Genomic DNA, 17,576 nt, shown 5'->3' with positions numbered 1-17,576 from the left:
TGCCCGGGCGTGCTGCCGGCGCAGCCGGCGATTCCGGAGCTTTTTACTTATGGTCAAGATTCGTCTTTCGCGCGGCGGCGCCAAGGGCCGTCCGTTCTACCACGTCATCGTCACCGACTCGCGCAGCGCGCGTGAAGGCCGCAACATCGAGAACGTGGGCTTCTACAACCCGGTCGCCTCGGGCAAGGACAAGCGTCTCGAGCTGAACGTCACGCGCATCCAGGAATGGGTGTCCAAGGGCGCCCAGCTGAGCGACAAGGTCGCCGCCCTGGTGAAGGAAGCCGGCAAGCAGCAGGCTGCCGCCTGAGTATGAGTGCAGCCGGTCGGCGCGTCCTGGTAGGACGCATCGTCGGGCTGTTCGGAGTGCAGGGCTGGCTCAAGGTCGAATCCTGGACCGAGCCCCGCACCCAGATTTTCCGGTACCAGCCCTGGCTGCTCAGTGCGGCGCCGGGCGAGGAAACGGAAGTGGAAGGGGTCAAGGGTCGTCCGCAAGGCAAAGGGCTCATCGCCCAATTGCCCGGCATAGACGGTCGTGATGCGGCGGCAGCGCTGGTGGGGCAGGACATCTACGTCGCCCGCGAGCAGCTGCCTCCTCCCGGAAAGGACGAGTATTACTGGGTCGATCTCGAAGGTCTCGAGGTCGTCACCACGGAAAACGTGGTGCTGGGGCGGGTCAGTCACCTGTTCGCCACCGGGGCCAACGATGTCGTGGTAGTGAGGGACGGCGAGCGTGAGCGGCTGATTCCCTTCGTCCAGGGTTCTTACGTGCGTTCGGTGGATCTGTCCGGCGGACGCATGGTGGTGGACTGGGATCCTGAATTCTGACGGCGGTTCCGCCGCAGCTGGAGTTTGAGGGTCATGCGCTTCGACGTCGTCACGCTGTTTCCCGACTTCGTGCGCCAGTGCGCCGCCGTCGGTGTCGTCGGGCGCGCCCAGCAGCGCGAGTTGTTGCAGGTGGAAACCTGGAATCCGCGCGACTACGCCGCTGACAATTACCGTACCGTGGATGGCCGCACCTGCGGCGGCGGGCCCGGCATGGTGATGTTGATCGATCCTCTGCGCGCGGCGCTCCAGGCCGTGCGCGAGGCGGCACCGGAGCCGGTGCACGTGATTTACCTCAGCCCGCAAGGTGCGAGGCTGACGCAGGGCAGGGTGGAGGCGCTGGCGAAGTTGCCGCGAATCGCTTTGCTCTGTGGGCGTTACGAGGGTGTGGACGAGCGTCTACTGGCGCATGAGGTCGACGAAGAGCTGTCGATCGGCGACTATGTGCTGTCCGGTGGCGAGCTGGGTGCGGCGGTGATCATCGATGCCGTTGGCCGCTTGCAGGAAGGGGCGCTCAACGACGCGCAGTCGGCGCAACAGGATTCGTTCTCGGACGGATTGCTGGATTGCCCTCACTACGCGAAGCCGGTGCGTCATGCACTGGGTGACGTACCGGAAGTGCTGCTGTCCGGTGACCATGCGGCGATCCGCCGCTGGCGCCTGAAGCAGGCCCTGGGGCGGACCTGGCTGCGGCGTCCGGATCTCTTGGTGCAACGCACGCTGGATGCGGAATCCCGGGCGTTGTTGGATGAATTCCGCCGCGAACACGCTCAGCGCGACGCGGCAAACTAACGATGCGGCCTAGCAGTAACCGCAGCCATTGAAATCAGATAGGTGTTGCCATGAACAAGATCATCGAACAGTTCGAAGCCGAGCAGATCACCCGCCAGCTGCCGGAATTCGGCCCTGGTGACACTGTGGTGGTCAATGTGAAGGTGAAGGAAGGCAACCGCGAGCGCGTGCAGGCCTTCGAAGGCGTCGTGATCGCCAAGCGCAGCCGCGGCCTGAACTCCGCCTTCACGGTGCGCAAGATCTCCCACGGCACCGGCGTGGAGCGCGTGTTCCAGTCGCACAGCGCCGCCATCGAATCGGTGCAGGTGAAGCGCAAGGGCAAGGTCCGTGGCGCGAAGCTGTACTACCTGCGTGGCCTGGAAGGCAAGGCTGCCCGCATCAAGGAAGACATCGCCGCCGCTACTGCAGCCAAGGCGAAGGGCGAGTAATCCAGCTTCTTCGATTTACCCGGAAACCCGCGAATGCTCGGCATTCGCGGGTTTTTCTATTGCGCGGATGGAAGGCGGTGCAAGTAGGGTGCCCTGCATTGCCCTCCGCGGGGGAGCGATGATCGCTCTGCTGGCCGGGGCCCGGCCAGCAGGCGCCGTCATGGCGTAATGGCCAGCCTCTGGGGCTCCTGCAGGAAGTTGCCCTGCACGAAATCCACGCCGCAGGCGAACAGCAGCGAAGTGCTGGCCGCGTCCTCGACCCATTCGGCGATCGTCATTCGCTTGATCTCGCGCGCCTGGCGGCACAGTTCGGCCACCTTCTTCTGGCTGTCCGGCTGCTGAGGCAGGTTGGACATGTAGCTGCGGTCGATCTTCAGGTAGTCGGCGTCGATGTGATTCAACAGCTGGAACGAGTTGAGGCCCGAGCCGAACTGCTCCAGCGCGAACTGGCCGCCAAGCTGTTTCCAGGCCCGTACGAATTCCTGCGCGGGCCGCAGTGACGTGACCACTTTGCTCTCGGTCATCTCCAGCACGATCTTGCCGTGCTTGAGGTTGGCCTGCTTGAGGCGTGCGCTGAGCCAGGGAAGCAGCTGTTCGTCCTGCAGCGAGCCCGAGGTGAGCTTGACGAAGAAGGTCGTCGGCGACGCGAAGCGTTCGCGCGCCGTCAGTGCCTGGATGGCCTGGTTGAGCACCCAGCGATCGACGGCCGGCGTGAGGTTGTACTTCTCGGCGATAGGCATGAAGAAGCCCGGCAACACCTCGCCCTGCGGACCGTTGAGGCGCAGCAGGATCTCCGAGAACTCGCCCTCCGCATCCTGCAGACTGATGATGTGCTGGTGATACAGCACGAACTCGTCCTGGCTCAGGGCCTGCTTCAGCTGGCCGAGCCAATAGCGTTCGCGTTCGGCATCCGCCTTCTCGCGCGCGGCCGGGTCGTGCAGGTCGAAACGGTTGCCGCCGAGGCTCTGTGCGTTGCGCAGGGCCTGTCCAGCCTGTTCCAGCAGCAGTTCCGTATTGGCGTTCCTCTCGCCGAGCAGGCTGCCACCGATGCTGGTGGTGACGGTCAGCGAACGCGTGCCGACGTCGAAGATCTCGTTGGCCACCGCGCGCTGCAGGTTGGCGATCCATTCTTTGATGCCATCGTCGTTGCGCGAGTGCAGGATGACGCCGATGGTGTGTTCGGCAAGCAGGCCGGCGGTGTCTTCCAGTCCGAGCAGGTTGTTGATGCGCGCAGCGAAGGCCGCCAGCAGCTCGTCCGCCTTGCCCAGGCCGATGCCTGACACGATGCCCTGCCAGTTGTCCGGTTCGATCAGCAGCAGGGATTGGCCCTTAGTGCCTTCGGTCGCGGCGGCCACGGCCTGGTCCACGCATTCCAGCATGCGGGCGCGGTTGAACAGGCCGGTGACCGGGTCCCGCTGCAACTGCTCGAGTACCGACGGGTCCACCAGCTGCCGGCGGAACACGATCTGCAGGCAGGGCTCGCCCTCGAACGTAGCGTGGGCGAACTCCACCGTTGCCTTGAAGGTACTGCCGTCGGCGCGGCGCGCCTGCACTTCCACCGGGCTGGTAGGCTTTTCGCCGCGCGAAAGGCTCTTGAGCGTGGTCTTGAACTCGTCGGCGTCGGTCGAGCCGACCATGTCCAGCACGGGAAGACCAAGCAGCTCGTCGAAATCGGAGTAGCCGAAGGTTTCCAGGTAAGCCTGATTCGCGCGCACGTGCATGCCTTCGTGCACGTAAGCGATGGGATCGTTGGACGAATCCAGCAGGGCGTCGCAGCGACGCTCCGATTCGCGCAGTGCGGTTTCCAGGCGGCGCAGCTGGCGGCGGGTGTTGAGCGACTCGAACTCTCGCTGCACGACGGCCAGCAGCTGCTTGGGCTGCGGACGCAGGGCGATGGCACGCACGCCGTTGACGAAGAAGTCCGACACGATGGTGTTGTCCACCTGCGGCACCACCGCAATCAGCGAAAGATCCCGCCCATGCGCATCGAGCTGACGGATCAGGTCCGGAAGGTCCACGGAACCGACCGAAGGATCGTAGAGCACGATATCCGGGCCGAGTTCTTCCAGCGCCGCCTGCACCTGGTCAGTACTGGTGGCCCGCGCCGGGCGTACGGCAATGCCGTTGTTCCGCAGCAGGCTGACGATCTGTTCCGCGTCTTCGACCGATTTCTCGATGAAAAGAATCTTGATGACCAGGTCTGTCTTCATTGGCACGTCGTACTGTCCATGGGCGCCTTGGGCAGGCCGGCCGGCGTGGCGCGAGCCGGCGACGTTCGGTTTTAACGGATTCCCCGGTCAACCGCCAGCGGAAATATCCTTAGGGTGACGTGGCGCGCAGTCGCTCAGACAGGACGCTTGGAAGCGTCCCCACCGACCTCGCGGACCAGCTTCGGCACCAGGTATCCGGGCAGGCGGCGGCGGATGGCTTCGACCAGGGCGATGGCCCGCTCGTCGTCCACCTCGAAATGGGCAGCGCCTTGTACCCGGTCGAGCTGGTGCAGGTAGTAGGGCAGAACGCCTGCGGCAAACAGCCGCTCGGAAAGCGATTCCAGCGTATCGGCCCGGTCATTGATTCCACGCAACAGCACGGACTGGTTGAGCAGCGTCGCTCCCGCTTCGCGCAGGCGCCTGCAGGCGGTGTCCACGGAGGCGTCGAACTCGTTGGCATGGTTGGCATGCAGCACGACCACCTTCTGCAGTGGAACGTCCCGGAACCAGGCCAGGAAAGCGTCGTCGATGCGCTCCGGCAGCACCACCGGAAGGCGGGTATGGATGCGCAGGCGGGTGACGTGCGGGATGCTTGCCAGGCCCCGGGTCAGCTCCTCCAGCTTGGCGGTGGACAGTGCCAGCGGATCGCCGCCGGAGAGGATCAGCTCCGAGATCGAGCTGTCCTGCCGCACGTGTTCCAGCGCCTTGCGCCACTGGCCGGCCGCGGCCATCTCCTCGCCGTAGGGAAAATGCCGGCGGAAGCAGTAGCGGCAGTTGACCGCACAGCTGCCGCTGGCGATCAGCAGGGCGCGGCCGTCGTACTTGTGGAGCAGGCCCTGGGCTTCCCGCGCGGCCAGGTCGCCCACCGGGTCAGTGACGAAGCCAGGCGCCGCGTCAAGCTCGGCCAGCTGGGGCAGGACCTGCAGAAGCAGCGGATCGTTGGCATCCCCCGGACGCATGCGGTCCACGAAGCCGCGGGGCACGCGCAGGGCGAAGCCCGCGTCGTCGGCGGGCAGCCGCCCGCTCAGGTGTTCCAGGCCGACCATCTGCAGCAATTCGCCCGCGTCGGTGACGGCGGTGCGCCAGAGTTCGCGCCAGTCGGTCAGGGGCGGCGATAGGCGGGCGGAGGAGCTTGCGGTTATCATAGCGGGCCTTACGTCGGGCCCATGGCCCGGAGAAACCCCTATTGTAGCCGCCATGGAGCGGCGTCACCTCTGGAGCAGAAGCGCATGGCCACCGTCGGTCTCAACGACGTCAAGAAGGGTATGAAGATCCTTCACAACAACGACCCGTGGGTCATCACCGACGCGGATTTCATCAAGCCGGGCAAGGGCCAGGCCTTCACCCGCATCTTCATCCGCAACCTGAAGACCGGCCGCACCACCGAGCAGACCATGAAGTCCAGCGACAGCTTCGAAGTCGCCGACGTGGTCGATACCGACATGCAGTACCTGTATTCCGACGGCGAATACTGGCATTTCATGCAGCAGGAGAGCTTCGAGCAGCACCAGGCCACCAAGGTCGGCGTCGGCGACGCCTCCAAATGGCTGAAGGGCGAGGAGGAGTGCGTGGTGACGCTGTTCAATGGCGAGATCATCGCCGTGCAGCCGCCGAACTTCGTCGAGCTCAAGATCACCGAGACCGATCCGGGCCTGCGCGGCGACACCTCCGGCGGCGGCGGCAAGCCGGCCACGCTGGAAACCGGTGCCGTGGTGCGCGTGCCGCTGTTCGTCAGCACGGACGAAGTGATCAAGGTCGACACCCGCACGGGCGAATACGTCAGCCGCGTCGGCAAGTAAGGCGACGCGCGGCATCGGAACGGCACGGCAGTCCTCGGGCGCCGTGCCGTTTGCTTTATGGGCTGCAAGGAAAGGCCACTCATGCACAGGAACGTCCGCGTCTTACCGCTGCTCGCGCTGTTGCTGGCGCCATGGGTGCATGCCGATGATGCCCAGGCTTGCGACGACCGCATCGTCGAAGCCGTCGCCCGATGGGGTGCGGTCAAGGGCAAACTGGTGTCCTGGGACCAGGAAGACGGACTGATCGCCGCTTCGGCCTGCAAGGCCATGCCCAACGCGCCAGGCACCACGATCGCCGCCATCGCGTTCGACACCAAGCATGAAGGGCGCGGCGGTGACACGGGCAGCAAGCTGCAGATCATCGCGCTGGTCGAGGCGGGCAAGGTGGTCGCGGCGGAACGGTCGGAGATCGAGGAGGATGCCCTCACGGCCGTCGGCAGCTACCGCATCGACGCCGCGCCGTATCGGCTCTCGCCGGACGTGCGTGCCTTCGGCGTCGTGTTCATCAGCGCCGCGCGCGGCCCGAGCTGTCCCGATGCCGAGGCCTCGGACGAGCTGACCCTGTGGGTTCGCGACGGCAAGCGTCTGCGGGCAGTGTTCGGCACCAATCTCGATGGCTGGGTCAGCGTGGAGGGTACGGCTTGCGGCGCCGCCGCCGGTGATGCGCGCAGCGAGTCCGCGCACATGACCATCGCGGTGGAAAAAACCGCCAGCCACGGCTTCGCCGACCTGTCGGTCACCGCGCATATCACGCAGAGCCAGCGCAAGGATGGCGACTACACGGACACGGGCAAGCGCGTCGCCCGCACTGTGCTCAAGTACGATGGCCAGTCCTATGGCATCGATATGTTCCGCAACTTCTGGTACCCCACTTCGGCGAGGTAATGCATGAACCCCGGCAGCACCGTCATTGACCTTCTCATCGAGGCGCGCTGGGTCATCCCCGTCGAGCCGCATGGCGTGGTGCTCGATCATCATGCGGTGGCCGTCGACAAGGGCGCCATCGTCGCGCTGCTGCCGATCGCTGATGCACGCGCGGCCTATGCCCCGCGCGAACGCGTCGAGCTGGGCGAGCACGTGCTGATGCCTGGCCTGGTCAATGCGCATACGCACAACCCCATGACGCTGCTGCGCGGGCTGGCCGACGATCTTCCCCTGATGGTGTGGCTGCAGAAGCACATCTGGCCGGTGGAAGGGCAGGTGATCGGTCCGGAATTCGTGCGTGACGGCGTGGAACTGGCCGTGGCCGAAATGCTGCGCGGCGGCACGACTTGCGCCAACGAGAACTACTTCTTTCCCGACGTGATCGGCGCCACCTATCGCCGCCTAGGCTTCCGCGCCGCGGTCGGTCTGCCGGTGATCGAATTCCCCACGGCGTGGGCCAAAACCCAGGACGAATATTTCGAGCGCGCCACCGAAGTGCACGATAGCTTCCGCGGCGACGCGCTGATCAGCACCGCCTTCGCGCCGCATGCGCCCTACACGGTGTCCGACCAGAGCTTCGAGCGCATCCGCCTGCTCGCCGACCAGCTCGACATTCCGGTGCACCTGCATACGCACGAGACGGCACACGAGGTGGAAGAGGAAAAGAAAAAGACCGGGCTCCGCCCATTCCAGCGCCTGCAGAAGCTGGGGCTGGTCAACGACCGGCTGATCGCGGTCCATATGACGCAGATGACCGACGGCGAAATCGCCGCCTGCGCCGAGGCGGGCGTGTCGGTGGTGCATTGCCCCGAATCGAATCTCAAGCTGGCCTCGGGCTTCTGCCCGGCCGAAAAACTGCGCCTCGCCGGCGTCAACGTCGCGATCGGCACGGATGGCTGCGCGTCGAACAACGACCTGGACATGTTCGGCGAGATGCGCACGGCGGCCATGCTGGCCAAGGCGGTCTCGAACGATGCCGCTGCCTTCGACGCGGCCTACGCGTTGCGCGCGGCTACGCTGAACGGCGCCAGGGCGCTGGGCCTGGACGCGAAGATCGGTTCGGTCGAACCAGGCAAACAGGCCGACCTGGCGGCAGTGCGGCTGTCGGACCTGGAAACCCAGCCGCTGTACCACGTCGCGTCGCAGCTGGTGTACGCCACCGGCCGCCACCAGGTCACTGACGTCTGGATCGCGGGCCATCGCAAGCTGGCGGGCCGCACGCTGGTGGGCATGGACGTGGATGGCATCCATGCCCGCACCCGTGCGTGGCGCGAGCGCATCGCCGCGATCGACGCGTCGGCCTGAGGATCGCCATGAACCGTTACCTCGTGCTCGTCATGCGCAACGCCAGGTTCGACCCGGCCGCCGTGCAGCCCCATCGCGATTTTCTCGAAGGATTGCGCGCGGGCGGCAGGCTGGAGTTGTCCGGCGGCTTCTCCGATGGCTCCGGCGGCGCCTATCTGCTGTTCGCCGAAGATATCGAGCAGGCCATGCAGACCGTGCACGCGGACCCGGCCTACCTGAGTGGCGGTTGGGATTTCACCGTGCACGAGTGGAACGCGCGTTAAGCTACGGGCTCCCCGCGCAAGCCCCCAAGAGGTACCCCCCATGCAAGCCTCGCCCAATGTCAGCCCCGACGAGATCGCCCGCTTCGGCAAGCTCGCCGCCCGCTGGTGGGATCCCGACGGCGAATCGCGCCCGCTGCACGATCTCAATCCGGTGCGGCTGGGCTACGTGGCCGCGCGCTTGGACCTGCGCGGCGCGCGCGTTGTCGACGTGGGCTGTGGCGGGGGCCTGCTGAGCGAGGCACTGGCCCGCGCCGGCGCCCAGGTCACCGGTATCGATCTGGGCGAAAAGGTCATCGATGTGGCTCGGCTGCACCTGCATGAGTCCCAACTCCAGGTCGACTACCGCGTGCAGTCCTCCGCTGCGCTGGCCGCCGCCGAGCCGGCTTCGTTCGACGCCGTGTGCTGCATGGAGCTGATCGAACACGTGCCGGACCCGGCCGCACTGGTCGCCGATCTGGCCGCGCTGGTCAAGCCGGGCGGGCTGGTGTTCATGTCCACCATCAACCGCACGCCTGCGGCGTTCGGCGCAGCCATTCTCGGCGCGGAATACCTGATGCGCATGCTGCCGCGCGGAACGCACCACTATGGCAAATTCCTCAAGCCATCCGAATTGGGGCGCCTGCTGCGCCATACCGGGCTGGAACTGGAGGACGTCACCGGCCTCGGCTACAACCCGGTGAACCGCAAAGCGTGGCTCAGCCGCATTACTTCCATCAACTACGTGCTCTGCGCACGCAAGCCTGCATGAAGCGATACCCCTCCGATGTCCAAGGCGTCCTGTTCGATCTGGACGGCACGCTGCTCGACAGCGCCGCCGACCTCTACGACGCACTGGTCATCCTGTGCCTGGAGGAGGGCGCCCCGAAGCCCGCCTTCCCGCCCGTGCGCGAGGTGGTGTCGCGCGGGTCGCGCGCGATCCTGGCCTGCGGCTTCCCCGACCTCGACGACGCCGCCCGGCTCGCGTTGGTGCCGCGTTACCTGGAGATCTACCAGGACGTGATGGCCCGCCAGACCCGCGCCTTCGACGGCGTGGACGAACTGCTCGCGCTAATCGAGGCGCAGGGCCTGCGCTGGGGCATCGTCACCAACAAGCCCGGTTTCCTCACTGACGAACTGGTTCGCCAGATCGGCTGGGCCGAGCGTGCCGGCGCCGTGGTGTCGGGCGACACCTTGCCGGTGAAGAAACCCGATCCCGCGCCGGTGCTGCTGGCGTGCGAGCGGGCGGGGCTGGAGCCCGCTCGCTGCCTGTTCGTGGGCGACGATCGCCGCGACGTCCTGGCGGGCGCCGGCGCCGGGCTCTATACGGTCGCTGCGAGCTGGGGATACCTGGATGGCGGCAATCCCCACGAGTGGGGCGCCGATATCGTTCTGGACAAGCCCTCGGACCTGACCGCGCTGCTGCAGCGGGGCACGGTGGCGGCATGAATCCCGAGGAACTCGGCGGGCCGCTGCAGAGCTACGTCGACAAGTGGTTGGCCGTGCAGCCGCGCCAGCGCATCGCCTTGGCGTTCGTGGATCCTGCGCGCTACCCGGGGCACGTTGCTTTGGCCGCGCTGGAACAGGAGCTGCTCTCCGCCGCCTACGGCATCCGCGAACCCCAGGTAGCGGCCGTCAAGCTCAACTGGTGGGCCGAGGAACTCTCCGGCGCTCCTGCCTCCGGCGGGCGCCATCCCTTGACCCAGGTGCTGTTCGACGACGAGCGCGCGCACGCCGTATCGGCCGAGCACTGGCTGGCTCCCGTGCTGGCTGCCATGGCGCAGCTGGAAGAGGGCACGGCCGCCGATTTCGATGCGCAGGTCAACGCGGGCGGCCAGCTGCATGGCGCGCTCGCCGCATTGGAGACGGCGTGGTGGTACGGCAGCAGTGCGTCGAGCGTGCGTGCGGCTCGCGTCGCCACGCTGTCCCACCTGCTGTTCGCCCTGCTGCGCGTCGAAGAGGACGCCGACCGCGACCGCCTGCCGCTGCCGATGGCGCGGCTGGCGCGCTTCGGACTCAGTCGCGCTGAACTGCGTGGCGACCATCCTGCGCGCGAGCAGGCGATCCGGGCGCAACTGCAGGACCTGGCGACGGCCTGGCGCGAGGCCGAGCGCCTGCCCGGCCCGCTCAGCGTATTCCGCAGCCTGGAATCGGACGCCGGCCAGTCCCTGGCCGGACGGGCGGGCAAGGCCGTGGATCCGCTGGCGACGCTGCGTGCTGGACAGGGGCGCAGCGGCCCCAGCACAGCATGGCAGGCATGGCGCGCCGCGCGGCGTTGGCGGAAAGTAACCGGCTGAGGGCACGGAAACGCGGGGTTTCCTTTTTGCGTCGCTGTCGCGCCCATCACGGTGGTCAGAGGAGTATCTGCTCCGGGATCGAGGAAGACGAGGCGCGCTCCACGCATGGCTTCAAGGGTCCATCCATGTATACCCAGGAAAACACCGTTCGCCTGTTGCCCGATGTCGCCCACCACGCTCAGCCGCATCTAGCCGGTGCGCTGGACTGGGTCGGCATGGACGGCATCGAAGTGCCAGTGAGTTTCGATGCCGGCGATGGCGACATCCATCGCGCCAGCGCCAGGGCTGGGGCGTTCGTCAATCTGCATAGGCCGGACAAGCGCGGCATTCACATGTCGCGTCTCTATCTGCTGGTGGAGCGCGCGCTCAGCGCGCGGCCCCTCACGGCCGATGCGCTGCGCGACCTGCTCGGCAGCTTCCTGGAGTCGCACAAGGACCTTTCCGACCGCGCCTGCCTCAGCATCCGCTTCGAACAACTGGTGCGCCGCCCCGCGCTGCGCAGCGGCAACAGCGGCTGGCGGGCGTACCCGGTATGCATCGAGGCCAGCCTGGTGGGCGAGGCGTTCCTGCTCGAATACGGCACGGAAGTCGTCTATTCCTCCACCTGCCCGGCATCGGCGGCCCTTTCCCGTCAGCTCATCCAGGAGCAGTTCGCGCAGGACTTCGACGCATCCCGCCCCCTGGACCACGCCACCGTGTTGGCCTGGCTGGGGTCCGAGCGCGGCATCCTCGCCACGCCGCACGCACAGCGCAGCGTGGCGCGACTGCGCGTACGGATCGCGGAAGGCGGGAAATTCAACTTGATCGCCCTGGTAGACCGCGTCGAGCAGGCCCTCGGCACGCCGGTGCAGACCGCGGTGAAGCGCGAAGACGAACAGGCCTTCGCGCTCGCCAACGGCAGCAACTTGATGTTCTGCGAGGATGCCGCGCGCCGTATTCAGAAGGCACTGGACGCCGATGCGAACCTGGGCGATTTCCACATTCGCGTGGAGCACCAGGAAAGCCTGCATCCCCACGACGCGGTGGCCTACGCCAGCAAGGGCGTGGCTGGCGGATTCGGCAGCGTGCCGCAGGCCTGAGCTGCCGCCGTACCGGCCGGAGGGCGGCGCGACATCGGTACCCCTGGACTCAGGGGGCGGCGATACCGGGCAACAGCAGCGGGTCGAGCCGCACGCCGAACCAGTTGAAGCCCCAGTGCACGTGCGGGCCGGTGGCGCGCCCGGTCATCCCTGCCGCACCGATCACCTCGCCCTGGCGCACGCGCTGCCCGACTTTCACGTCGAGGCGGGAGAGATGCAGGAAGTTGGAGCTCAGTCCGAAGCCGTGGTCGAGCAGCACGGTTCCGCCGGTCAGGTAGAGGTCCGGGCGCGCGAAGGTCACCAGGCCATCCGCCGGAGCTTTCACCGGCGTGCCTTGCGGTACGGCGATATCCATGCCCGAGTGGGGCGACTTGGGATCGCCGTTGTAGACACGCTGGTTGCCGAAGCGCCCGCTGATGCGGCCCTGCACGGGCCAGATGAAGCCTTGCGTGAAGTCCTCACGATCGTCGTCGCGATCCCTCGCCGCGACGACTTCGGCTTGCTCGCGGCGGATGCGCGCGGCGATGTCCGGAGGCGGATTGACCGTTTTCGGCGGAACGCCGTTGACGCGTTCGACCGGCCAGTCACGCGGCGTCACTGGGATGCGCAGGGTCTCGCGGTGACCATCGCGGTAGGTGAGGTTCACCGCCAGCGGGCCTTTTTCGTCGCGGCCCGCGCCGAAGACGAACGTGCCGTCCGCCCCGACGCGCACCAGCTTGCCGCCGACGCTGGCGCGAGAAACCTCGGGGAGGCGGGCGACCGCCAGCCCGCCCTGGGACAAGGCGGCGGGCAGGGGGAGTACCGGTTCCGCCGCATGCGCCACCAGCGCGCCCAGTAACAGCAGCGCGCCGGACAGCCGGCGACACATCATCGAGTGAACGCCAGGCGCTGGCCACGCACCGCGGCGTCGACCTCGCGGCCGTCCCACACCCGCTGGCCGTTCACGAAGGTGGCGGCGATAGAGCTGTGGAACGTCTCGCCCTCGAACGGCGACCAGCCGCACTTGGAGAGCACCTCCTCGCGCCGCACCGTGTGTGGTTTATGCGGATCCACCAGGACGAGGTCGGCCGCGTAGCCTTCGCGCAGGTAGCCGCGTTCGGCCACGTCGAACAGCTGCGCCGGCGCGTGGCAGACCGCTTCGACCACGCGCTCCAGCGTGAGCTTGCCCTCGAAGACCCGCTGCAAGGCCGCCTGCAGGGCGAACTGCACCAGCGGCAGGCCCGATGGTGCCTTGTCGTACAGCTGGGCCTTCTCTTCCAGCAGGTGCGGGGCATGGTCGGTAGCCAGTACATCGATGCGGCCCTCCGCCAGGGCCTGGGTGATCTTTTCGCGGTCGTTGGCGGTCTTGATCGCCGGGTTGCACTTGATGAGAAAGCCTAGCCGCTCATAGTCGCGATCGTCGAAATGCAGGAAGTGCACGCAGGTTTCCGCGGTGATCTTCTTGCCTTTCAGCGGGCCCGGCTGGAACAGCGCCAGTTCGTCCGCGGTGGAGATATGCAGCACGTGCAGGCGGCTGCCGTGCTTCTGCGCCAGGGAGATCGCCAGCCGGGTGGACTTGATGCAGGCCTCGCGCGAGCGGATCAGCGGGTGCTCGCGGGCGGGAATGGCATCGCCGTACTTCTCGCGCGCCTTGGCGTGCAGCGCGTCGATCATCGGCGTGTCTTCGCAGTGCGTGATGATCGGCGTGGGCGCGTAGCGGAAGATGCCGTCGAGCACGTCGGGGTTATCCACCAGCATGTTGCCGGTGGAAGCGCCCATGAACACCTTGATGCCCGGGGCGGCCTTCGGGTCCAGCGAGCGGATCGCTTCCAGGTTGTCGTTGCTGGCGCCCAGGTAGAATGCGTAGTTGACCGCCGAGGTCTCCGCGGCGCGGGCGTACTTGGCTTCCAGGGAATCGCGGTCCAGTGCCGGCGGCTTGGTGTTGGGCATCTCCATGAAGCTGGTGATGCCGCCGGCCGCGCAGGCGCGGGATTCGTGGGCGATGTCCGCCTTGTGGGTCAGGCCTGGTTCGCGGAAATGCACCTGGTCATCGATCATGCCCGGCAGCAGCCAGAGGCCGGCGGCATCGACGACCTGTTCGCCGGGGCGGGCGTCGAGATCGCCGGCGATCGTCTCGATACGTCCGCCTTTGACGCGCAGATCGGCGTGGAAGCGGCGGCCTTCGTTGACCAGTTCGGCGTTCTTGATCAGCCAGTCAGTGGACATGAGGTTCCTCGTGAGTGCGGCATCGGCGAAAAGTGAACTGCTCGGGGACCGGATCTTCGCCACCATCGCACAAGGGTTGGCAGCGCAGCAGACGCCAGCCGGTCAGCAGGCTGCCGCGCAGAGGCCCGAAGCGCGCGATGGCAATCCGTGCATAATCCGAGCAGGTCGGATGGAACCGGCAACGCGGGCCGAGCAGGGGGCTCAACAGGCGCTTGTACAGACCGAGCAGTAGAAGTAAGAGTCGTGTCACGACGGTTTGACGCTGCCGAAACAGCCTGCGGCAAATAAGCGTGCAGTATTCCAGATGCATGGTTGCCGGGGTAGGTCACATGGGCTATAACACCCGGCCGCCAAGGCCAAAATGGTGAAGGGAAATGGCGAAAACGACGCGTAGTTCGACAGCTGCCAAGTCGCAGAAGGGAAAGACTGCGGCCAAGGCTAAAGAGGTCAAGACCAGCAAGTCGAAAGTCGCCGCCAAGGCGGCCAAGAAGGCCGCTCCCAAGGTAGCGCCCGCCAAGAAACCGGCGCCGGCCAAGAAGCCGGCGGCCAAGAAGGCTCCCGCGAAGCAGGTGGTCGCCAAGAAGGCGGCTCCCAAGCCAGTGGCCAAGAAGGCCGCGGTGAAGAACGTTGCGGTGAAGGCGGCACCCAGGAAGGCCGCTCCGCCGAAGCCGGTCGCGAAGAAGGCTCCCGCCAAGGCCGCCCCGGCGAAGCCGGAACCCAGGAAGGCCGTCGTGGCGCCTGCCAAGCCGCCGCAGAAGGCGGCGCCCAAGCCGGCCGTGAAGCCCGCCGCCTCGCCGGCGGCCGTAAAGAAAACCGCCGCTCCGGCCGCCGCTCCGGCACCGGTCACCGGCAAGGAAACACCGAAGCCTGCACCTGCGCCCGCTCCGGGCAAGGTCGCGAGCGCCGTCGCCGTGGCGCCCCCCAAGGTGGCAACCGCCACCGCGCGCCATACCTCTTCCAAAAAACAGAAGACCCCGCAGTCCTCGATGAATAGTTCGACAGCCGTACTCGACAATGGCATCACCAAGGAAGACGGGCGCTATGCCCTGCCTTCCACCACCTCCATCGATCTGCCGAAGGGCTACAAGCCCACGGACGACGAGGAGTACATGAACCCCCGTCAGCTCGCCTACTTCCGCAACAAGTTGCGGGATTGGCGCGATCAGCTGGTCGAAGAGTCGCGCCAGACCATGGAGAACCTCCGTGACGAGGTCCGCGACGTCGGCGACGAAGCTGAGCGCGCTACGCGCGAGACGGAGAACTCGCTGGAGCTGCGCACCCGCGACCGCTACCGCAAGCTCATCTCCAAGATCGACAAGGCGCTTCGCCGGATCGAAGAAGGCCGTTACGGCTACTGCGAAGAGACCGACGAGGAGATCGGCGTGGAGCGCCTGGAAGCGCGTCCCATCGCTACCCTGTCGCTGGATGCGCAGGAACGCCGCGAACATCTGCAGAAGCAGATGGGCGACTGATCGGAGCCGATATCCGGTTCTTCAAGAAGCCCCGTCGAGCACGGGGCTTTTTTGTGGCGCGTTGCCGTATCAGGCCGGCTGGAGTGCGGCGGCCGCGTAGGCCTTGAGCTTCGCCAGCATGGCCGCGAGGCCGTTCGACCGGGTGGGCGAAAGATGCTTGGCCAAGCCGATCGCTTCGATGAAGCGCGGCTCCGTGGTCACGATCTCCTGCGCCGGGCGGTCGGAATACACGCGCAGCACGAGTGCGATCAGGCCGGCGACGATGGCCGAGTCGCTGGTCGCGCGGAATTGCATGCGCGAGGCGTCGCCATCGGGCACCAGCCATACCATCGACTGGCAGCCATGCACGCGGTAAGCCTCGGTCTTCAGTTCCTCGGAAAGCGGCGGAAGCTGCTTGCCGAGATCGATCAGGTACTGGTAGCGCTCGGTCCAGTCCCCGAAGAAGGCGAACTCGTCGATGATGTCCTGCTGCGCCTGCTCGGCGCCGGGTGCGGCCATAGTGTTCATGCCGCGCATTATCGCGCGTTTCGCCCGATCCGATGGCGAAGGCCGGCGCGCGTGCCCGCGCCGACCCTGCATCAGCCCTTGGCAACGCTCCAGCGCGTACCTTGTGCGCCGTCCTCGATAACCACGCCCATGGCGCTCAGCTCGTCGCGGATCGCGTCCGCGCGCTTGAAGTCGCGGGCCGCACGGGCAGCGCGGCGCTCTTCCAGCAGGGACTCGACCTGGTCGGCGTCGATCGCCGCCGCACCGCCGTGCTTGAACCATGCTTCCGGGTTCTGCTGCAGCAGGCCCAGCAGCGCGCCGCCGCCCAGCAGGGCCGCCTTCGCTGCCTGCCTGTCCGCTTCGCCGCTCTGGCGCGCGGCATCGGCGAGCTGCGACAGCTCGGCCAGCGCCTGCGGCGTATTGAGGTCGTCGCACAGCGCGGCCTCGACCTTTTCCGGCACCGGCAACGGCCCTTCCGGCAGGGCGACATCGGCCAGGTCGCGCAGCACGCGATACCAGCCGTCCAGGGTGCTCACTGCCTGCGTCACGGCCTCGTCGGACCAGTCCAGCGGCTGGCGGTAATGGCCGCGCAGCAACACCAGGCGCAGCGCCTCGGGCGGGTGCTGTTTCAGCAATTCGTGCACCTTCAGCACGTTGCCCAGCGACTTGGACATCTTCCGACCGTCGAAGGTGAGCATGCCGTTGTGCAGCCACCAGCGCGCGAAGGTCTTGCCGCCGTGCGCGCAAGTGGACTGGGCGATCTCGTTCTCGTGATGCGGGAACTGGAGATCCACGCCACCGGCATGGATGTCGATGGTCTCGCCCAGGTGCGCCTCGCACATGGCGGAGCACTCGATGTGCCAGCCGGGGCGGCCCACGCCCCAGGGGCTGTCCCAACCCGGCAGGTCAGGCGTGGAGGGCTTCCATAGCACGAAATCGCCGGGGTTCTTTTTGTAGGGAGCCACCTCGACGCGGGCGCCGGCGATCAGCTCCTCGGTATCGCGGCCCGACAAGGCGCCATAGGCCGGGTAGGTGCCCACCTCGAACAGCACGTGGCCCTCGGCCGCGTAGGCGTTGCCGCTGGCGATCAGGCTTTCGATCATCGCGATGATCTGGCCGATGTGGGCGGTGGCCTTCGGCTCCAGGTCGGGCGGGGCGATGCCGAGGGCGGCCATGTCCTCCCGGTAGGCTTCCGTGTAGCGCTCCGTCACGACGCCGATCGCGCAGCCGGCTTCTTTCGCCGCGGCATTGATCTTGTCGTCCACATCGGTGATGTTGCGGGCGTAGACCAGCTTGGGATAGTGCCGGCGCAGCAGTCCGGCCAGCACGTCGAACACCACCGGGCCGCGCGCGTTGCCGATATGCACGTAGTTGTAGACCGTGGGGCCGCACACGTACATGGTCACTCGCTGCGGATCGCGCGGGGCGAACGGTTCGGCGCGGCGGGTGAGGCTGTTGTAGAGCGTGATCGGCATCGACGTCGGTTCCGGATAGGGCCGCGCGGCGCGCGGGCCAGCC

General features: G+C 66.9%; 20 protein-coding genes. 13 read left to right on the top strand and 7 right to left on the bottom strand.

The annotated features are described in order from the left end of the window. The first annotated feature begins 49 nt into the window (after nucleotides 1-49). The 4 genes from rpsP to rplS are packed head-to-tail and all read left to right on the top strand — an operon-like array spanning nucleotide 50 to nucleotide 2,042. Entirely contained in the window at nucleotides 50-307 is a 258-nt protein-coding gene (gene rpsP / locus RKE25_RS16910) for a 30S ribosomal protein S16 (RefSeq protein ID WP_311839262.1), read from the top strand. A gap of 2 nt (nucleotides 308-309) precedes the next feature. Next, nucleotides 310-825, top strand: coding sequence for a ribosome maturation factor RimM (gene rimM, locus RKE25_RS16905; protein ID WP_311839261.1), 516 nt, complete (start codon nucleotides 310-312; stop codon nucleotides 823-825). 33 nt (nucleotides 826-858) lie between these two features. Then, nucleotides 859-1,614 carry a tRNA (guanosine(37)-N1)-methyltransferase TrmD gene (trmD, locus tag RKE25_RS16900; protein WP_311839260.1) on the top strand — a complete coding sequence of 252 codons (756 nt, stop codon included), beginning with the start codon at nucleotides 859-861 and terminating at the stop codon, nucleotides 1,612-1,614. A 50-nt stretch (nucleotides 1,615-1,664) separates the two neighbouring features. Continuing rightward, nucleotides 1,665-2,042, top strand: coding sequence for a 50S ribosomal protein L19 (gene rplS / locus RKE25_RS16895; protein WP_311839259.1), 378 nt, complete (start codon nucleotides 1,665-1,667; stop codon nucleotides 2,040-2,042). Between the two features lie 158 nt (nucleotides 2,043-2,200). On the opposite strand, the gene RKE25_RS16890 is transcribed toward rplS, so the two are convergent. Next, on the bottom strand, nucleotides 2,201-4,252 hold the full coding sequence (locus RKE25_RS16890; RefSeq protein WP_311842419.1) for an EAL domain-containing protein: 2,052 nt from the start codon (nucleotides 4,250-4,252) through the stop codon (nucleotides 2,201-2,203). A 134-nt stretch (nucleotides 4,253-4,386) separates the two neighbouring features. Continuing rightward, nucleotides 4,387-5,397, bottom strand: a complete 1,011-nt coding sequence (gene epmB, locus RKE25_RS16885; protein WP_311839258.1) for an EF-P beta-lysylation protein EpmB — start codon at nucleotides 5,395-5,397, stop codon at nucleotides 4,387-4,389. 84 nt (nucleotides 5,398-5,481) lie between these two features. Between epmB and efp the strand changes: the two genes are divergently transcribed. From efp to folE2, 8 genes are all read left to right on the top strand, one after another. Next, nucleotides 5,482-6,051 carry an elongation factor P gene (efp, locus tag RKE25_RS16880; protein ID WP_311839257.1) on the top strand — a complete coding sequence of 190 codons (570 nt, stop codon included), beginning with the start codon at nucleotides 5,482-5,484 and terminating at the stop codon, nucleotides 6,049-6,051. 81 nt (nucleotides 6,052-6,132) lie between these two features. Beyond that, nucleotides 6,133-6,936, top strand: coding sequence for a hypothetical protein (locus RKE25_RS16875; protein WP_311839256.1), 804 nt, complete (start codon nucleotides 6,133-6,135; stop codon nucleotides 6,934-6,936). Nucleotides 6,937-6,939: 3 nt separating this feature from the next. Next, nucleotides 6,940-8,280, top strand: a complete 1,341-nt coding sequence (locus tag RKE25_RS16870) for a TRZ/ATZ family hydrolase (RefSeq protein ID WP_311839255.1) — start codon at nucleotides 6,940-6,942, stop codon at nucleotides 8,278-8,280. Between the two features lie 8 nt (nucleotides 8,281-8,288). Beyond that, entirely contained in the window at nucleotides 8,289-8,543 is a 255-nt protein-coding gene (locus RKE25_RS16865; RefSeq protein ID WP_311839254.1) for a YciI family protein, read from the top strand. Nucleotides 8,544-8,583: 40 nt separating this feature from the next. Beyond that, complete coding sequence (gene ubiG, locus RKE25_RS16860; RefSeq protein WP_311839253.1) at nucleotides 8,584-9,291, top strand: bifunctional 2-polyprenyl-6-hydroxyphenol methylase/3-demethylubiquinol 3-O-methyltransferase UbiG; 708 nt, start codon at nucleotides 8,584-8,586, stop codon at nucleotides 9,289-9,291. Then, entirely contained in the window at nucleotides 9,288-9,968 is a 681-nt protein-coding gene (locus RKE25_RS16855) for an HAD-IA family hydrolase (RefSeq protein ID WP_311839252.1), read from the top strand. The genes ubiG and RKE25_RS16855 overlap by 4 nt, the downstream gene beginning before the upstream one ends. Beyond that, the gene (locus RKE25_RS16850) at nucleotides 9,965-10,816 is read left to right on the top strand and encodes a squalene/phytoene synthase family protein (RefSeq protein WP_311839251.1); all 852 of its coding nucleotides are present in this window, start codon (nucleotides 9,965-9,967) and stop codon (nucleotides 10,814-10,816) included. Before RKE25_RS16855 ends, RKE25_RS16850 begins: the two co-directional genes overlap by 4 nt. A 125-nt stretch (nucleotides 10,817-10,941) precedes the next feature. Further along, a complete protein-coding gene (folE2, locus tag RKE25_RS16845) occupies nucleotides 10,942-11,895 on the top strand; it encodes a GTP cyclohydrolase FolE2 (protein WP_311839250.1) in 954 nt (317 codons plus the stop codon). Between the two features lie 49 nt (nucleotides 11,896-11,944). On the opposite strand, the gene RKE25_RS16840 is transcribed toward folE2, so the two are convergent. From RKE25_RS16840 to yidD, 3 genes are read right to left on the bottom strand one after another with little or no spacing between them, the layout of a single operon-like run. After that, the gene (locus RKE25_RS16840; protein WP_311842418.1) at nucleotides 11,945-12,763 is read right to left on the bottom strand and encodes a M23 family metallopeptidase; all 819 of its coding nucleotides are present in this window, start codon (nucleotides 12,761-12,763) and stop codon (nucleotides 11,945-11,947) included. Then, a complete protein-coding gene (locus RKE25_RS16835) occupies nucleotides 12,763-14,100 on the bottom strand; it encodes a dihydroorotase (protein ID WP_311839249.1) in 1,338 nt (445 codons plus the stop codon). Before RKE25_RS16835 ends, RKE25_RS16840 begins: the two co-directional genes overlap by 1 nt. Continuing rightward, nucleotides 14,090-14,410 (bottom strand): membrane protein insertion efficiency factor YidD, encoded by a 321-nt coding sequence (gene yidD, locus RKE25_RS16830; protein WP_311839248.1) that lies wholly within the window; start codon nucleotides 14,408-14,410, stop codon nucleotides 14,090-14,092. The genes RKE25_RS16835 and yidD overlap by 11 nt, the downstream gene beginning before the upstream one ends. A gap of 64 nt (nucleotides 14,411-14,474) precedes the next feature. Between yidD and dksA the strand changes: the two genes are divergently transcribed. Then, nucleotides 14,475-15,572 carry an RNA polymerase-binding protein DksA gene (dksA, locus tag RKE25_RS16825; protein ID WP_311839247.1) on the top strand — a complete coding sequence of 366 codons (1,098 nt, stop codon included), beginning with the start codon at nucleotides 14,475-14,477 and terminating at the stop codon, nucleotides 15,570-15,572. Nucleotides 15,573-15,641: 69 nt separating this feature from the next. Here dksA and RKE25_RS16820 read toward each other — a convergent pair whose 3' ends face one another. Both RKE25_RS16820 and cysS read right to left on the bottom strand, forming a co-directional pair. After that, on the bottom strand, nucleotides 15,642-16,079 hold the full coding sequence (locus tag RKE25_RS16820) for a SufE family protein (protein WP_311839246.1): 438 nt from the start codon (nucleotides 16,077-16,079) through the stop codon (nucleotides 15,642-15,644). 71 nt (nucleotides 16,080-16,150) lie between these two features. After that, a complete protein-coding gene (cysS, locus tag RKE25_RS16815; RefSeq protein WP_311839245.1) occupies nucleotides 16,151-17,533 on the bottom strand; it encodes a cysteine--tRNA ligase in 1,383 nt (460 codons plus the stop codon). Nucleotides 17,534-17,576: the final 43 nt, after the last annotated feature.

This window comes from Dyella sp. BiH032, assembly GCF_031954525.1.
GTDB lineage: Bacteria > Pseudomonadota > Gammaproteobacteria > Xanthomonadales > Rhodanobacteraceae > Dyella_D.
The sequence above is the reverse complement of the archived record's forward strand: the minus strand, read 5'-3'. Positions and strand labels throughout refer to the sequence as shown.